Source organism: Fictibacillus sp. 23RED33, assembly GCF_015903925.1.
Taxonomy (GTDB): Bacteria; Bacillota; Bacilli; order Bacillales; family Fictibacillaceae; genus Fictibacillus; species Fictibacillus phosphorivorans.
In genome coordinates this window covers 566,254-580,203 of the sequence record NZ_JACZDX010000002.1, presented here as the reverse complement: position 1 = coordinate 580,203, position 13,950 = coordinate 566,254, and the positions used below count along the sequence as shown (strand labels likewise).

Sequence of the window (13,950 nt, the reverse complement as noted above, 5' to 3'; positions counted from 1 at the left end):
TCCTCTCATGTTCAGCGAAAAGCTTCTTCCATTTGTACGGCTTGTGATTCTTTTTCAGTCGTTTTGAATGCTTCAAACCATTCGTCAAACAGGATATCAATTGCGATGGCTTGATTGCGGCCAAGATGGTCTTGGAATAGACACATACCCGACTTCAGAGAACTGACTACTTCGATATTTGCTTGGTTTTCCTCCATATCATAAAAACGTAAGATAGGTCTGATCGAATCATCTGACTTAGGACGGAACGAAAACTTGATTCCGATCTGTTCTTTAGTGGTGTCTACATTGAAGTCATCGAATGCTTGTGTAACAAGAACAATGTCTGTTCTCAGTGATCTGCCTGTTCGTAACATTTCATCGATAAGGTTCTGTCCATCTGCTGATCGTTTGAGTGTCCATGCTTCATCAAAAATGATCATGGCTTCTTCCTCTTGATTGGTAGAAAAAGTATGAACATATTTAGAGATTGACATCATCAGGCAAAGACCGATACGTTCTTCCTCGTTCATGTTTTCAGATGCAGGCAAACGCAGCCCCTGTAGTCCTAGTACATTAATCTGCTTTTGAAAATCAAGTCCTTTAGAATCTTCCTTTCCAAATAACATTCTCCCTAGTCCGTGCCGATATTTTTCAATGAATTTCCCAAGCGTATGATCTTTCTTCTGAATTCTTTGAAGTACTCCTGTTAGAGTAGGATTACTTTCTTGGTTAACTTCGTCAATGATGGCGTCATAGATTGTTACACTTTCATCACGAGATCCTCTAACTTCTGCTAACGTATTTAAAATCATCATTGCTGTTTGAATCGCTTGGTCGCCTTTTAAAAAGACGAGTGGATCTAGAGCACCGTGATACACACTATCTTCAGAAAGATGAATAAAGTTGATACGTTCGTATAGCGAGCGAAATTCTGGAATTTCACCAAATTTCTTGAGTGCCCTTTGATAATACCGTTGAAATTCATTCTTCGGATCAATATAGAGCACTTTTGAACCAAAAAAGGTACTCCAAGTAAAGAAATTCTTAACAAGCATCGACTTTCCGCTGCCTGGGGGACCAGTTATCAGGATGTTCCCATTCGTATGATCAGCTCCTGAGATTGCCTTTTTGGTCAAAAGGGGATTAAAGATGACTACGTTATTATTGATCTCTCTCGCTTGTTCCACATGAGATAATTTCTTTCCAGTTACCACTTTCCCTAGAACCATGCCAAACCGATTTCCTACACGATTGTTCAAGTTCATCCCAGTTTGTGCCAGATAAGATTCATCGACAACTTGTTCGAAGTACTGATAATCCACATATGAAGCTGGTAGGCTTTGTGAAAAAAGAGTAAGTTGGTCTACCAGAGGTTTTGTGACTTGAAACCCCGTATTTTTAAATAATGTTTGAAGAGCTCCTATCTTTTCATCCAATCCATTTTTACTAACGTCTGAGACAACAAGCGTAAATGTCATGAACAATAGCTGCCGTTTATTGGACTTTACATCATCAAGTAAGGTTGTTAGTCTGTCAGATGCCATCTCGACAATTCGGTCATCGTCTGCGGTATGAGTGGATTGAATTTCACGATCAAAGTTTGTGAATCGACGTTTTAATTTTCTCACTTGCCGAGCATTAGATCCGTTTTCCTTAAAATGATATCGAATCTGTATTTCAACAGGAAACGAAACACTCTCTAATATATCTTGAATGAAACGATAACCTTCAATAAAAGCCGGCATTTCAATGAAAGGCAGAAACGTTAAAAATTCTTTATGATTTTCGTGTGTAACGGTTAAGTAGCCGTACTCGTTCTTAATGACACCCTCTGTTAGATTATAAGAACCTTCAGGTATCGAAAAAAGATCACTGGTCCGATGAAACATATAATAGATCAGTTTATCCATCTCATCTTCACTTAGCTTTTGGAGGTGTTTAAGATTGGAAGCTTTAGAACTAAAGGTACGTTCCAACTCTTCGTAATAGCTAAAATCATCTTCTGCCTGCGTCTGAAAAAACATCATTTTAGAAACATCTTCTCTTACTCTCTTAAAAAAGAGGGAGATTAGTTCACCTGCGTTTGCGGATACTGCATCATCTGTTTTGTTCAAATGAACGCCTACATATACATCGTATTCATGTAAGAACACTTCTTCCTGTAATACCCTTGAAGCACGGTTGAAGTACTTATGTCCGATATCTGAAAACTCACCTTGAACAATATGCTCATTTACCACTTTCGTAAATGTGTCAAAGTCAAATCTCTTTGGAAGAATCATAATGTGATAATCATATTCTTCTTGTGTTAAGAATGCAGCCGTGTTTTCCATATAGCGTTTAAAGTCGTTATCGCTGTTTAATCTGACATACTCTTCATCGAGCCGATAAAAAGCCCAAACCTGCTTGCGTTTGTTAAACGCCATATTCATATGACGGTGTGCGATTGGAAATTCCAATACGTCTTTCAATGGCTCTCACCTTCTTTTTTTAGAAGAAATGGTTCAAACGTTATTTCTTTCTCCAATTGGTCACTTGCTACTTCGATAAAATGTTCATAAGACATGTTCTTTGTTCTGTAAAAAGTAATACGGTCTCTAACAAAAGGAATAACCCCTTTATGGTCATACTTCAGATTGAAAACAATGAATGTAATCACACCTGGGATAACGGTCAAAAGTATCAGCCAGTTCTTTACGAAAAAACGAAACAGATTGGTGTCATTTTTAATCCCAACAAGTACAAAAGATAATAAAAGAACGGCTGCAAGAACGATAGCAAAGATCATCTTTCTGACTTCAAGTCCGTTGGCGAATTCAATCGACCAGATTCGGTAGATTTTGATGGGGTACTTGTATTCCTGCGTATAATTTTCTCCCTTCATCCCACTCTCCTCCATCCATTTTACGAACCAAAATGTTTATTGAAACAACGCATTTCCGAGACCTTTTGCTAGCTCTTGTAGTTGCGGACCGAAAAAGACAACGACCAAGCAGCATAAACCAAGCGTTAGACCTGACCAGAACTGACCCCAATCTTCTCTTGTATAAGCGACTAATGCCCGAATGACCATGATTAAAAGGACTAAGAAGCCAATCTGCGAGATCAGGTTTTGAGTCACTTCCTGAAGACTAAAATTTATCATCGTTTTTCCCTCCCTATTCGATTCGAGTAATAAAGAACTTATTGTTTTCTTTTTCAAGCTTTAACTCATAAGAATAAAGATCACTCATTGATGTCTCACTGTTCTGGTAATGAACATCAGCATTTACCGTGTATCCAGAATCCATTTTCACGGCTTCACGCACATTCACGTCTTGAAGTGTCTGGTCTTCTAACCCCCCAGTAACGTCAGCCATGAATGGCAACTTCTCATCGCTCACTCCATATGAAGTGAAAAAATCGTTTAAGAAAGACTCCAGGAGTTTTGTTTCAGTAGAAGTGACCGGTTCTCCTTCCGGCATTTTCCCTTCATAAGACATGGTAGTCTTTAAATCTTCTTGAATCATATTGGGGTTCTGATAGACCGCAAAACCCTCTCCGTTACTTGTTACTGGAACTATGATATCTGTTTCGTATTTAGTAGTATTCGGAATTGATCTACCGTCTTTTTCTTGAACCTCAGTAATTTCATAGACAGTCTGAAATTTGACCTTCGCTTCACGGTTACTGAGGTGTTTTGTATCAATGTATTGCAGATCAGTGACTCGTCGCTCTCCTTTAAAATCTTTCAAATCTGCGACACGTTTTAAATCAAATCCTGATACAAAGTACTCTGAGAGCTCACCTTTACGGTCTTGGCGTTCTTTTTCGTCTTTAGGTACAGTTAGATAACTTTTTAGAAAATCTTCGGTAAACACTTCGATAGAATCAGAATACAAAAGATTAGTTTTCTCTACTTCTTTTAGCTGGTCATGAACATTTTCTTCAGAGGCTTTGACGGAATTTCGGATGGCTTGATATTTCGTAAAGAAAACCACATTGAATAACAGTGATAGAAACATAACAGAAAAAAAGAGGATAGACGCTGTTTTTGCAGCGTTTTTTCTTGAATAGGATAAACGGCGTTTGTTTTTTGAAGTGGATTGTTTTTGTTTAGAAAAAAGCATAGACTGATTCACTCCCTTCAACCTTCTGCCAACGGATGGCGGACATAAATGATTTCTGGGTGAACTGATTCTCTTGATGCCTTTCTAGCAAAAATAAATTGTCCTTGACGTAAATCTCTTATTTCGTCGGGGGATATCTTAAATTTTTGAACATGCCGCAGTGTACCTTTGTCGGCTTTTAAATCAACTCGTTTTAAACGACCTTCTTGTTTTTCAGTTGTGATCGTCAGATCGATATCTTTGAATGTGCCAAGTGTGTTTGCCCAGGAATCAACTTCATCTGGATTGTTGGTCTGGCCGATGGCATACGTATTCGTATTCCCTACAACTTGCTTGGCAAGGTACGGATCATTCTTTTCAAGATCGGCTAGCGTTTGAGTCGCGATGATGCAATGAAAACCGGCAGAACGTGATTTGTTTACGGTATCTACAATTTTATCATTTGCATAGACTGAAAACTCATCATAGATTGCGAGGATGGGTTGATCTTTTAATTGATTACGGTTCCGATATGAAACCAGATAGTTAATATCTAGTATTAAAAAACGTGCGATGACTTTGATAAACTTGTCATAGATCAATCCATCAAAACTGACAAATAATGCTTCCTTCTCTTCACTGATTCGGATTAGATCCAGACTATTATCGGTCTCTTCAAAAAGATGCCCTAACTCGCTGTCTAACAAGAGATAGATCTGCGTACGAACGGATGAAGCATTTTTGAATAAATGATTCTCTCCTGCCTCTTCATGACGGTACCGTTTAAACAAACGTTCATAATTTTTTTCAGCCCGTTTGCTTCTTACTGGTTTTACTTTTTGTTTTGGAGCTTTCCCCTCTGGCTTCTTCGTATCTTTAGTTGGCAAAAATGAAGAATAGGAAGTGCTTACCACTGCCATTTCTGCTTGTTCTTCTTCTTCCACTTCGATAACATCTTGATTTAATACTTCAAGAATTTCATTTGGATCTAAATATTTTGCAAACGTCCATAAGTCCCGGGTAAATTCATAATCATCGATAAACTGAATAAGAGCCTGAACGAGAGACGTTGAAATGGAAGAATAATAATCACTCTCTGTTTCAATTAACTGCTCCAGTTTATCTTTAATAACGGTTGGTCCTCCATACTTCAAAGGATTGTATGTTAATTTCCCTTTATCAGAAAACACTTTCAAATTTCTGTCGTATCGTTTACATAAAGTTTCCACTTCTTCAATACTTTCAGATGATCCCTTCCCATCGATAAAGATAAAGGGCAGGTTCTTTATCAGTGCGTACTCTACAAAATTTAAAAGTAAAATTGTCTTCCCACCTCCTGTTGTGGCAGGAATAAACATATGTTGATTGATCTCTTTAAAATCCATGTAGTATGGCTTCCCATTTTCGGTTATTCCAAGAAGCAGCTGATCTTGTTCCTTCTGGTTCCTCCATTTCTTTTGCGCTTTTAGTGTCAGTTGGAACCGGTTCTTTTTCACTTTTTGATAGTGTGAAGACGATTTAAATGTATCCCGTTTTTCCTCTGTTGATTTTACTCGTTTTGAACGGTGGTAATCCGTCATCAGTGACCAGCCATATGAAACGAATAATCCCCCTGACATATACAAAAACAAAGAAGTATTTGTAAACTCCATCTTCTGTTTTACGATTCGCTCTAACCATGTAACATCAAAAGGCAGAACGCCATACAAACCTAAATAACTATAAGGATTAGTGTAGACGATAAAACAAAAACTGATCAATCCTAACACAGCGCATGAAAGGTGAATCCTGTTTTGTTTTACGATACGAAATAAGATAAAGAAAGGTAGAGAAAAAACTAATAAAGGAAAAAAAGCAAAAACACCTATCAACATCGCAATGCCTAATCCGAATTCTTTTCCTAAGTCTTCATTGCTTTTCGGCAAAGTGCAATAACCTCCTTATCAACTCCAGCTGCAACATATCGCTGACTATTCCTGTCTGTTGCGCATAAGAGATGACGGTATCACGGATACACTCATTCTCACACAGATACCTGACTTGGTTATACTGACCGTTAAGAATCTCATTTCGGTAACGATTCATTTTTTCGATGTAGCGCTTTGAAGATTTTCGGGTGAGTTCTACTTCACATGCGATCCTTTCACCATTCTCCAGAAGTACAAAATCCGGAATGCGATCCGCGATTCTCTTTAACAATGTTGTGTTTCTTCGGTCTGCTTTAGTAAAGTTCTGCTCGATATACTCACTCCTAAGTTCACGCTCTGTGATGAACTCAAATGGCTGGCCTGTTTTCTCAGCAATATTTTTAAGTGCTAGGATACAATCGATCATGACGAGTTGATGATTAAGGGTAGAGTAGTTAAATTTTGTAAACCGCGTTAATGAACTTCCGAGATATTCGACACCGCTTGGGCGCATGGCTAAGATCAATTGATAACCGATCTTCTCTTCAGTCAAAAAACCTAATGATAGCAATTTGCGCTTCGTTTGATAGACCGTGACATGTGAAATATTACCCTTTAGAAAAGCTGAGAGCTGAGTTGTCGTAATGACTCCAAAGCGATTGATAACTTGCAGTACTTCTTCTTGTTTTTCGGCTAACAGATTCATAGGCATCATTTCCTCTCCAAAGAAATCCTCCCTTCAATCTTTAACCAAATCGACAATTGATCAACAACTAAAAATCATTAGCTTCTTTTAAATCTCTTGACCTTGAACTTACCCACCTCCTCTACTCAAAAATCACTTCTCTTTAAAATCTATTAAATCCCTAAATTATACTGGAATAATATCACAGTCAAATATATACAACAATAGGACGTCCGCTCTATTTATACATCTGTCTTTCCACCTTGTGCTCCCGTGACCTCACAACACATGATGTTGGTGGTGTGAGGTCACGGGATTTCCACGGCGATAGCCTGGAAAAACAAGGTGGATTTTCCTTACTAGTCAATGGATACGGACGTCCTTCACCTTTAAAATGAAAATCAGGCTGATTTCGCACATTTTAAACACATTTTTAATGACCTTTGGAGAGGAATTTTAGCACAAACCTGTAATGTATTAAAAAACAAGTAAACATTTTTATAAATTATTTAATTATAAAAATAAATGAAATACACACATTTGTTTCCTAGCTTAGTCTCCGGTTCAAAATCTTCTTATCCCCTTTGATGATGACCATATAGTTCCTGCACATCTCATAGAGTCGCGATCCTAACGCTTCGTCCACTGCTTCTATTTCATCCACTGTTAATTCGGATGAAATTAATACTGGCAGATGGTTTAAGTAGCGGTAGTTGATAAGAGCATACATTTTTTCAATCTGCCATTCCGTTGCTCTTGGTCGTCTTAGTTGCCCTACTGGTTTGAATAGATCATCAATGAAGAGTACGTCTACCTTTTTCATCCGAACCATCTTTTCTTCTAGCTTTTCAAAATCGTCTTTTAGATCATCAAAGCCTTCAACATATGGAAAATATAGAACAGATATTTGCATCTTCTTGATTAAATGATTAGCTATAGCAGTCAGAAGATGCGTTTTACCCGCACCTGGTTGTCCGAGCAAGGCAATACTGTTTGTTCTCATTCTCCGGATATCACTAAAGTCTAAGATATATTCCTGGGTACATTGATAAGCATCTTTTATCAATTGATCCTTTCCTTCTGTGATAAAGTTGCTAAAGCTGTTATTACTGAATTCATCTGTGATTTCTGATGACCGAAGAAGTTTTTCAACATTTTTTTGTTTGATGCAGCTGCACCTTTCAGAATAGCTATCATGCCATTCCCATGCATTATCAGGACCACAGACTTTACCAAGATAATAATCAGACTCAGGTACTTTACTGGCAGGAACACAAGATTGTGTACCTGAGTTCCAATGCCATTCTGTATCTTTGTGTACACGATAAAAGATGATCTCTTTGTCTTTACATTTTGTACAATGATAATCATCTAGCCTTTCGGATGCGACCAACCTTTCCGCCGGTAATTGAAAATGCTTTTGACATAGAGATTCGATTATATGGTTCAGACGACTTTCCATTATTAATCTCCTTTCGATGACTTGCAAATTGAATATCCAGGGATTTCACATCATCTAAACTTTGAACATAGCTTTTAACCCATTTTGAAAGTATGCCTCTTGTATATGTCCACGAAGCTTTATCACAAGCAACAGACCTTTTTATTGCCTCTATCACTAGCTCTTCATTCAATACTTTTGTCCAAACATTTATCTCATTTATAATTTTTTGAGATGCCTTTCCTATATGCTTTTGGAAGTATTCATGCACTTTTGTAGTTTTGTTCTCATTCTTTTCTTCTTTCGTGTTCTTAAATGCATTTTCTATATTTATATCTTTATCTATTTCTATATCTAATTCTTTATCTATATCTGTTGCGTTACTATGCGTTACTGTAACGTTACATGTATCGTTACCTGCTTCAAGCTGCTTTTTTTCTCTATGTTTAGCCACACGATTTCGTGTCTGCTGCCTAATCTTATCAAGCCCTTCGACATTTTGATGCTTCTCCCAGTTACTGATAGCGATAAAGTTTTCATGACTGATTTCAATCATCCCAAAGTCTTCAAATGTCTTTAGTGCAAGTCTGACAATATTCAGCGGACGATTAAAAATGGTAGCCAGCATTTCATCTGTATAGGGAATGTTTTCGTTCAAGTAGATGTAACCATTGGCGTTTGTTTTTCCGGCTTGAGACAAAAGCTTTATCCAGATGATCAGAAGCATATCAGATTCAGGCATGTTCTCAATCAACCGGATCTTTTCATCCTCAAACATGTTCGTACTAAGTTTGATCCACTTCACTTCAGCCATTTTGAATCACTCCTTATTCAAATGATTTATCTTAATTGTAATAACCACTTGTTCAGGAATTTTTTCGTTTCCGCTGCTGGAAAATACCACTTCCCACCAACTTTGATTTTTGGAAATTCATTCTCATAAAAGAAATTATTAAGAATGGTATTCCAGCTCATACATGTTCGCCTTTTTAGTTCTTTTGTATCCCAATACACCAACTCAGTATCAAGCTTCTCCATTCTTTTTTCGATTGCATCGTAATACATTTCTTTGATTGCTTCCTCATCAACTTGTACTTCTAACAACTTAGGGGATCTTTCTAACTGCATAATACGATTTGACATTTAGAATCCTCCTCTTTTCAAAAGTCAGCTCCTGTTGAGGTAATCAAATGGAACGTTTATAATAATGACAATACGATTCTTTAACAAACCTTTTAACATTAACGTCAGCTAAATCCGGAAATAAATACTCAGGAGTTGTATTTAAGTAATTCGATAACTTAAATAATAGTTTTGCGTCAGGATTACCTCTGCCACTTTCAATATTTCTAATATGGCTTTCGCTAACATTAAGATCTATAGATAATTGGCGTTGGGAAATATTAAGCTTTTGGCGTAGTGATCGAAAACGTAATCGGCGCACATTAGCGTTCTCCAAAATATCACCTCATTTCATTTTGTGTTTTTAAATGACACTTAAAGCTTAACACGTCATTTAAAAGCGTGTCAATATATAAAACGTCATTTAAATAAACTTTTTTTAGTTGGGGGTATACTTATGAATGAAGAAAGAAAAAAAGTGATTGGATTACGAATTAAAAAGTGTAGGCAGGATAATAAGTTGTCACAGGAAGAGCTTGCACAGAAATTGGATATGAAGAGATCAAACGTAGCAAATTATGAAGCCGGAAGAGTAGTACCTCCTGGTAGTGCGTTGCTGGAGATGTCCGAAATCTTTAATGTAACAACGGACTATTTGCTGGGAAGTACAAATGATCCTTATTCAAAATTCTCATTAGAAGACAATGATTTAAAACAGATTCAAAGACAACGAAACAAACTTACCGGTAAGGACAGAGAAAGATTTGAAAATATGATAAAAATGTTAAAGCTTTCATTTCTAGACACTGAAAATGAAGAAGGTGATGAATTTGACGAAGAAGACGACCTATAAAGCCGACTTCGTTAAAGCACAGAAATCTGCAGATAATGTCTTAAAGAATAGTACTATAAAAGAGTTGCCTGTTCGGGTGAAACAAATCGTGAACAGTTTCCCAAATCTCAAAATAAGAACTTATTCTTGGTTTGCAAAAAAGAGAGGATTTTCACATAAAGAAGTTTGTAATCTCGTAAACAGTCATGAAGGATGCTGTTTATATTATGAATCCTTAGATGAGTATTTGATTTTATACAACGATAAGATACCTAGTAAGGGCAGAAAAAGATGGACTCTTGCCCATGAACTTGGACATTATGTCATGAATCATAACAAAATCAGCAATAATTCTTCCTTGGCTAGAAGTTCACTTACAGAAGATGAATACAACGAATTTGAAAGTGAAGCAAACTGCTTCGCAAGAGAACTATTAGCCCCTCCTCCAGTCTTAAACGAACTAAAGATCAATGACCCAAATGACATTTCTAATTTATGCGACATATCAAGTGAGGCTTCTATAAATGTATATAAGTTTATAAAGCAAGGTGCTCAATTTGGTATCAAGTATTCTCCAAGCCATCCTGTTATCCAATTATTTCAAGAATTCATTTTTAAGATTAAGAATACTCAACGATGCATGAGCTGTAATTATCTCTTTTCAAATGCTCAAGCAGTCTTTTGTCCAAGCTGCAACAGCAATAATCTAAGAAAGGAAGAAAATATTTACCGTAGTGATTTGAAGAATACGGCAATTATAACAAGTCAAAATTTGAACAAGACTCATAATGTGTGCCCTAATTGCGAAAATGGAGATTTACCTTCAGGTTCAAATTACTGCAATAAATGCGGTGTTTATTTAGTAAACAAGTGTTCTGGGTATGCTTATGAAGATTCACACATGAATATTAAATGGCATGATTTCCATGGAGGTTGTGGTGAATTACTTCATAAGACATCTCGTTATTGTCACAGATGCGGTTCATCCTCTACATACTTTGCAGATGGGTTATTAAAAATAGAGAATTAATCATAAAAATTAATTGCTTATTAAAAGCAAATTTTATTATTAATCAGGTCTTGTTCAGAGCAAAAATAGAATAAAGGAGATACATGAATGGCTAATTTCCGAAAATTAAGCAGCGGCATGTGGCAAGCACGTGTTTTTAAAGATGGAAAAGTAATGAGTATTGGGACTTTTCGTACCAAAAAAGAAGCCCAAATAGAGGCAAATGCTGTAGAAGAAAAAATTTATTATGGTCACACACTAAATGACAGGGATTTAATGTTTGATGACGTTGTACATGAATGGTTATATAATCATAAAAAATCCTCTGTTAAAGATTCTACTTTTCGACAATTAGAAATCATCGTAAGAATACACATACTCCCTTACTTCGGGAATAAAAAGTTAATTCGAATTAAAAGACCTGAGATTAAGAGATGGATGAATCATTATGCTGAGCTCAAAGATGAAAGCGGACATGAGGTTTACTCCTATGGATCTCGATTAAAATATTTATCAGTACTCAAAAGCATATTCCATTATTCGGTTCACGATATGGAGATATTAGATAAAAATCCAACGAACAAATTGAAAATACCAGTTAAAGATAAAATACAAATTCATAAAGATATTAAATATTATTCTTTAGGTGAGTTACATCGATTACTTGACTTTATGGAAACTTATCAGCATCAAAGGTATCAGGAGTATCGTCTGTACTTTATGCTAATTTATTTACTAAGCCAAACCGGATTAAGAATAAGCGAAGCACTCGCCTTACAATGGACTGACCTTAAGGGTGATAAATTAACGATTGAAAGACAAACTAGCCGTGATGATAACAATAACGCAATGATAACTTCTCTTAAGAATTCATCCTCATATAGAACAATTAAACTTGATGAAAGTTTAGTAGCTGAACTTAAAAAGTTCAAGCTGTTACAAAACCAGATGATTTTACAACACACTCAATTCAAACGCAATAACGACGGAATTATATTCCAAAATTTTCTTGGAAGGTATCTTACACCCTCTATAATACGTGAGACATTTCAGGGGTATTGCACAAAAGCAAATGTCAGTTACAAAGGTACACATGTTTTCAGGCATACACATGCTGTTTTATTACTTGAAGCTGGAGCAAGTATTAAATATGTTTCGCAGCGCCTCGGACATCAAACGATAAAGACGACAGCTGATATTTATTTAGATGTTACGGACAAAATTGAAGCAGATGAACTAAATAAATTCTCAGTTTATACAAAGAGAAATAAAACCACACAAAAAAGAAACGATCCATTCTCTACGTAAAAGACCTTGGTATAAATAAAATAATCCAGGTCTTTTTTAAAACTTAAAAAGCAAAAAAAATTTCGAGTTGGCACAAAGTTGGCACGACATTAATTTACACATAAAAAAGCCTTGGTATATTGCTTATATACCAAGGCTTTTCATCATTTATCCGATTGAACCTTCCATCTCAAACTTGATCAGACGGTTCATCTCTACTGCATATTCCATTGGAAGTTCTTTCGTAAATGGCTCGATGAAGCCCATTACGATCATTTCCGTTGCTTCCTGTTCAGAAACACCACGGCTCATGAGGTAGAACAACTGATCTTCAGAAACTTTAGATACAGTCGCTTCATGCTCTAATGTGATGTTATTGTTCAGAATTTCATTGTACGGAATCGTATCTGAAGTGGATTGGTTATCCATAATCAGCGTATCACACTTGATATTGGATTTAGATCCGTCAGATTTACGTCCGAAGTGAGCAATACCACGGTATGTTACTTTACCGCCATGCTTTGAGATCGACTTCGAAACGATTGTAGAAGAACAGTCTGGTGCTAAGTGCAATACTTTAGCTCCAGCATCTTGGTGCTGTCCTTTACCAGCGATCGCGATAGAAAGGATCGTACCTTTCGCTCCGCGGCCTTTCATGATAACAGCCGGATATTTCATCGTTAGACGGGATCCGATGTTTCCATCTACCCATTCCATCGTTGCGTTCTCTTCAGCAACTGCACGCTTTGTAACCAAGTTATAAATGTTGTTTGCCCAGTTTTGAATCGTTGTATAACGGCAGTAAGCGTTCTTCTTAACGATGATCTCTACAACCGCACTATGAAGTGAGTTTGTAGAATAAACGGGTGCTGTACATCCTTCTACATAGTGTACAGAGCTATCTTCATCTGCAATGATTAGCGTACGTTCGAACTGACCCATGTTTTCAGAGTTAATTCGGAAGTATGCTTGAAGTGGCGTATCACATTTAACGCCTTTAGGTACGTAAATGAAAGATCCACCGGACCATACTGCAGAGTTAAGTGCTGAGAACTTATTATCAGTTGGCGGAATGATCGTTCCAAAATGCTCACGGAAGATCTCTTCGTGCTCTTTTAAAGCTGTATCCGTATCTGTGAAAAGAATTCCTAAGTCAGAAAGGTCTTCTTTCATGTTGTGGTATACAACCTCTGATTCGTACTGTGCAGATACTCCTGCAAGGTACTTCTGCTCAGCTTCTGGAATTCCTAGCTTGTCAAAAGTCGCTTTAATTTCAGCAGGCACTTCGTCCCAAGACTTCTCAGATTTCTCAGATGGCTTAACATAGTACGTAATATCATCAAAGTTTAAGTCCTTCATGTCTCCGCCCCATTGTGGCATTGGCATTTTATAGAACTGCTCTAATGACTTCAAACGGAATTCAAGCATCCATTCAGGCTCGTTCTTCATGCGGGAGATCTCTTCTACGATCTCTTTTGTTAACCCACGCTTCGATCTGAAAATGGAAACGTCTTTATCTCTAAAACCATATTTATATTCGCCGATATCAGGCATTTTCTTAGCCATTACAGAATCCCTCCTTACTGGATTGGCACTC

At 36.9% G+C, this 13,950-nt stretch carries 14 protein-coding genes; 3 read left to right on the top strand and 11 right to left on the bottom strand.

Annotation, left to right across the window (positions count from 1 at the left end; genetic code table 11):
• Positions 1 to 11: 11 nt before the first annotated feature.
• From IHV09_RS11180 to IHV09_RS11135, 10 genes are all read right to left on the bottom strand, one after another.
• Entirely contained in the window at positions 12 to 2,453 is a 2,442-nt protein-coding gene (locus IHV09_RS11180; RefSeq protein ID WP_231607360.1) for an ATP-binding protein, read from the bottom strand.
• Positions 2,450 to 2,866: a TcpE family conjugal transfer membrane protein gene (locus IHV09_RS11175; RefSeq protein WP_197129641.1), complete on the bottom strand. Its 417-nt coding sequence runs from the start codon at positions 2,864 to 2,866 to the stop codon at positions 2,450 to 2,452. The genes IHV09_RS11180 and IHV09_RS11175 overlap by 4 nt, the downstream gene beginning before the upstream one ends.
• Positions 2,867 to 2,902: 36 nt before the next feature.
• A complete protein-coding gene (locus IHV09_RS11170) occupies positions 2,903 to 3,127 on the bottom strand; it encodes a hypothetical protein (RefSeq protein ID WP_231607359.1) in 225 nt (74 codons plus the stop codon).
• 13 nt (positions 3,128 to 3,140) lie between these two features.
• Positions 3,141 to 4,091 carry a conjugal transfer protein gene (locus IHV09_RS11165; RefSeq protein WP_197129637.1) on the bottom strand — a complete coding sequence of 317 codons (951 nt, stop codon included), beginning with the start codon at positions 4,089 to 4,091 and terminating at the stop codon, positions 3,141 to 3,143.
• Between the two features lie 17 nt (positions 4,092 to 4,108).
• Positions 4,109 to 5,995 carry a type IV secretory system conjugative DNA transfer family protein gene (locus tag IHV09_RS11160; RefSeq protein WP_197129634.1) on the bottom strand — a complete coding sequence of 629 codons (1,887 nt, stop codon included), beginning with the start codon at positions 5,993 to 5,995 and terminating at the stop codon, positions 4,109 to 4,111.
• Positions 5,979 to 6,689 (bottom strand): hypothetical protein, encoded by a 711-nt coding sequence (locus IHV09_RS11155; RefSeq protein ID WP_231618260.1) that lies wholly within the window; start codon positions 6,687 to 6,689, stop codon positions 5,979 to 5,981. The genes IHV09_RS11160 and IHV09_RS11155 overlap by 17 nt, the downstream gene beginning before the upstream one ends.
• Positions 6,690 to 7,209: 520 nt before the next feature.
• Positions 7,210 to 8,124, bottom strand: a complete 915-nt coding sequence (locus IHV09_RS11150) for an ATP-binding protein (RefSeq protein ID WP_197129631.1) — start codon at positions 8,122 to 8,124, stop codon at positions 7,210 to 7,212.
• Entirely contained in the window at positions 8,030 to 8,917 is an 888-nt protein-coding gene (locus tag IHV09_RS11145; RefSeq protein WP_197129628.1) for a phage replisome organizer N-terminal domain-containing protein, read from the bottom strand. The genes IHV09_RS11150 and IHV09_RS11145 overlap by 95 nt, the downstream gene beginning before the upstream one ends.
• A 26-nt stretch (positions 8,918 to 8,943) precedes the next feature.
• Positions 8,944 to 9,207: a group-specific protein gene (locus IHV09_RS11140; RefSeq protein WP_197130003.1), complete on the bottom strand. Its 264-nt coding sequence runs from the start codon at positions 9,205 to 9,207 to the stop codon at positions 8,944 to 8,946.
• Between the two features lie 82 nt (positions 9,208 to 9,289).
• Complete coding sequence (locus IHV09_RS11135; RefSeq protein ID WP_312035278.1) at positions 9,290 to 9,547, bottom strand: helix-turn-helix domain-containing protein; 258 nt, start codon at positions 9,545 to 9,547, stop codon at positions 9,290 to 9,292.
• A 135-nt stretch (positions 9,548 to 9,682) separates the two neighbouring features.
• Between IHV09_RS11135 and IHV09_RS11130 the strand changes: the two genes are divergently transcribed.
• From IHV09_RS11130 to IHV09_RS11120, 3 genes are all read left to right on the top strand, one after another.
• A complete protein-coding gene (locus IHV09_RS11130; protein WP_197129622.1) occupies positions 9,683 to 10,078 on the top strand; it encodes a helix-turn-helix domain-containing protein in 396 nt (131 codons plus the stop codon).
• Positions 10,056 to 11,087 carry an ImmA/IrrE family metallo-endopeptidase gene (locus IHV09_RS11125; protein ID WP_197129619.1) on the top strand — a complete coding sequence of 344 codons (1,032 nt, stop codon included), beginning with the start codon at positions 10,056 to 10,058 and terminating at the stop codon, positions 11,085 to 11,087. Before IHV09_RS11130 ends, IHV09_RS11125 begins: the two co-directional genes overlap by 23 nt.
• Before the next feature lie 87 nt (positions 11,088 to 11,174).
• Positions 11,175 to 12,374 (top strand): tyrosine-type recombinase/integrase, encoded by a 1,200-nt coding sequence (locus IHV09_RS11120; protein ID WP_197129604.1) that lies wholly within the window; start codon positions 11,175 to 11,177, stop codon positions 12,372 to 12,374.
• Between the two features lie 147 nt (positions 12,375 to 12,521).
• Here the strand turns inward: IHV09_RS11120 and sufB are convergent, their stop codons facing one another.
• Positions 12,522 to 13,919: a Fe-S cluster assembly protein SufB gene (sufB, locus tag IHV09_RS11115; RefSeq protein WP_137791777.1), complete on the bottom strand. Its 1,398-nt coding sequence runs from the start codon at positions 13,917 to 13,919 to the stop codon at positions 12,522 to 12,524.
• Between the last annotated feature and the right edge of the window lie 31 nt (positions 13,920 to 13,950).

Bases quoted from the DNA above. Each gene is read 5' to 3' on its own strand.
- IHV09_RS11150 (WP_197129631.1), bottom strand. From the start codon at position 8,124: ATGGAAAGTCGTCTGAACCATATAATCGAATCTCTATGTCAAAAGCAT.
- IHV09_RS11175 (WP_197129641.1), bottom strand. From the start codon at position 2,866: ATGAAGGGAGAAAATTATACGCAGGAATACAAGTACCCCATCAAAATC.
- sufB (WP_137791777.1), bottom strand. From the start codon at position 13,919: ATGGCTAAGAAAATGCCTGATATCGGCGAATATAAATATGGTTTTAGA.
- IHV09_RS11170 (WP_231607359.1), bottom strand. From the start codon at position 3,127: ATGATAAATTTTAGTCTTCAGGAAGTGACTCAAAACCTGATCTCGCAG.
- IHV09_RS11120 (WP_197129604.1), top strand. From the start codon at position 11,175: ATGGCTAATTTCCGAAAATTAAGCAGCGGCATGTGGCAAGCACGTGTT.
- IHV09_RS11130 (WP_197129622.1), top strand. From the start codon at position 9,683: ATGAATGAAGAAAGAAAAAAAGTGATTGGATTACGAATTAAAAAGTGT.
- IHV09_RS11165 (WP_197129637.1), bottom strand. From the start codon at position 4,091: ATGCTTTTTTCTAAACAAAAACAATCCACTTCAAAAAACAAACGCCGT.
- IHV09_RS11145 (WP_197129628.1), bottom strand. From the start codon at position 8,917: ATGGCTGAAGTGAAGTGGATCAAACTTAGTACGAACATGTTTGAGGAT.
- IHV09_RS11155 (WP_231618260.1), bottom strand. From the start codon at position 6,689: ATGCCTATGAATCTGTTAGCCGAAAAACAAGAAGAAGTACTGCAAGTT.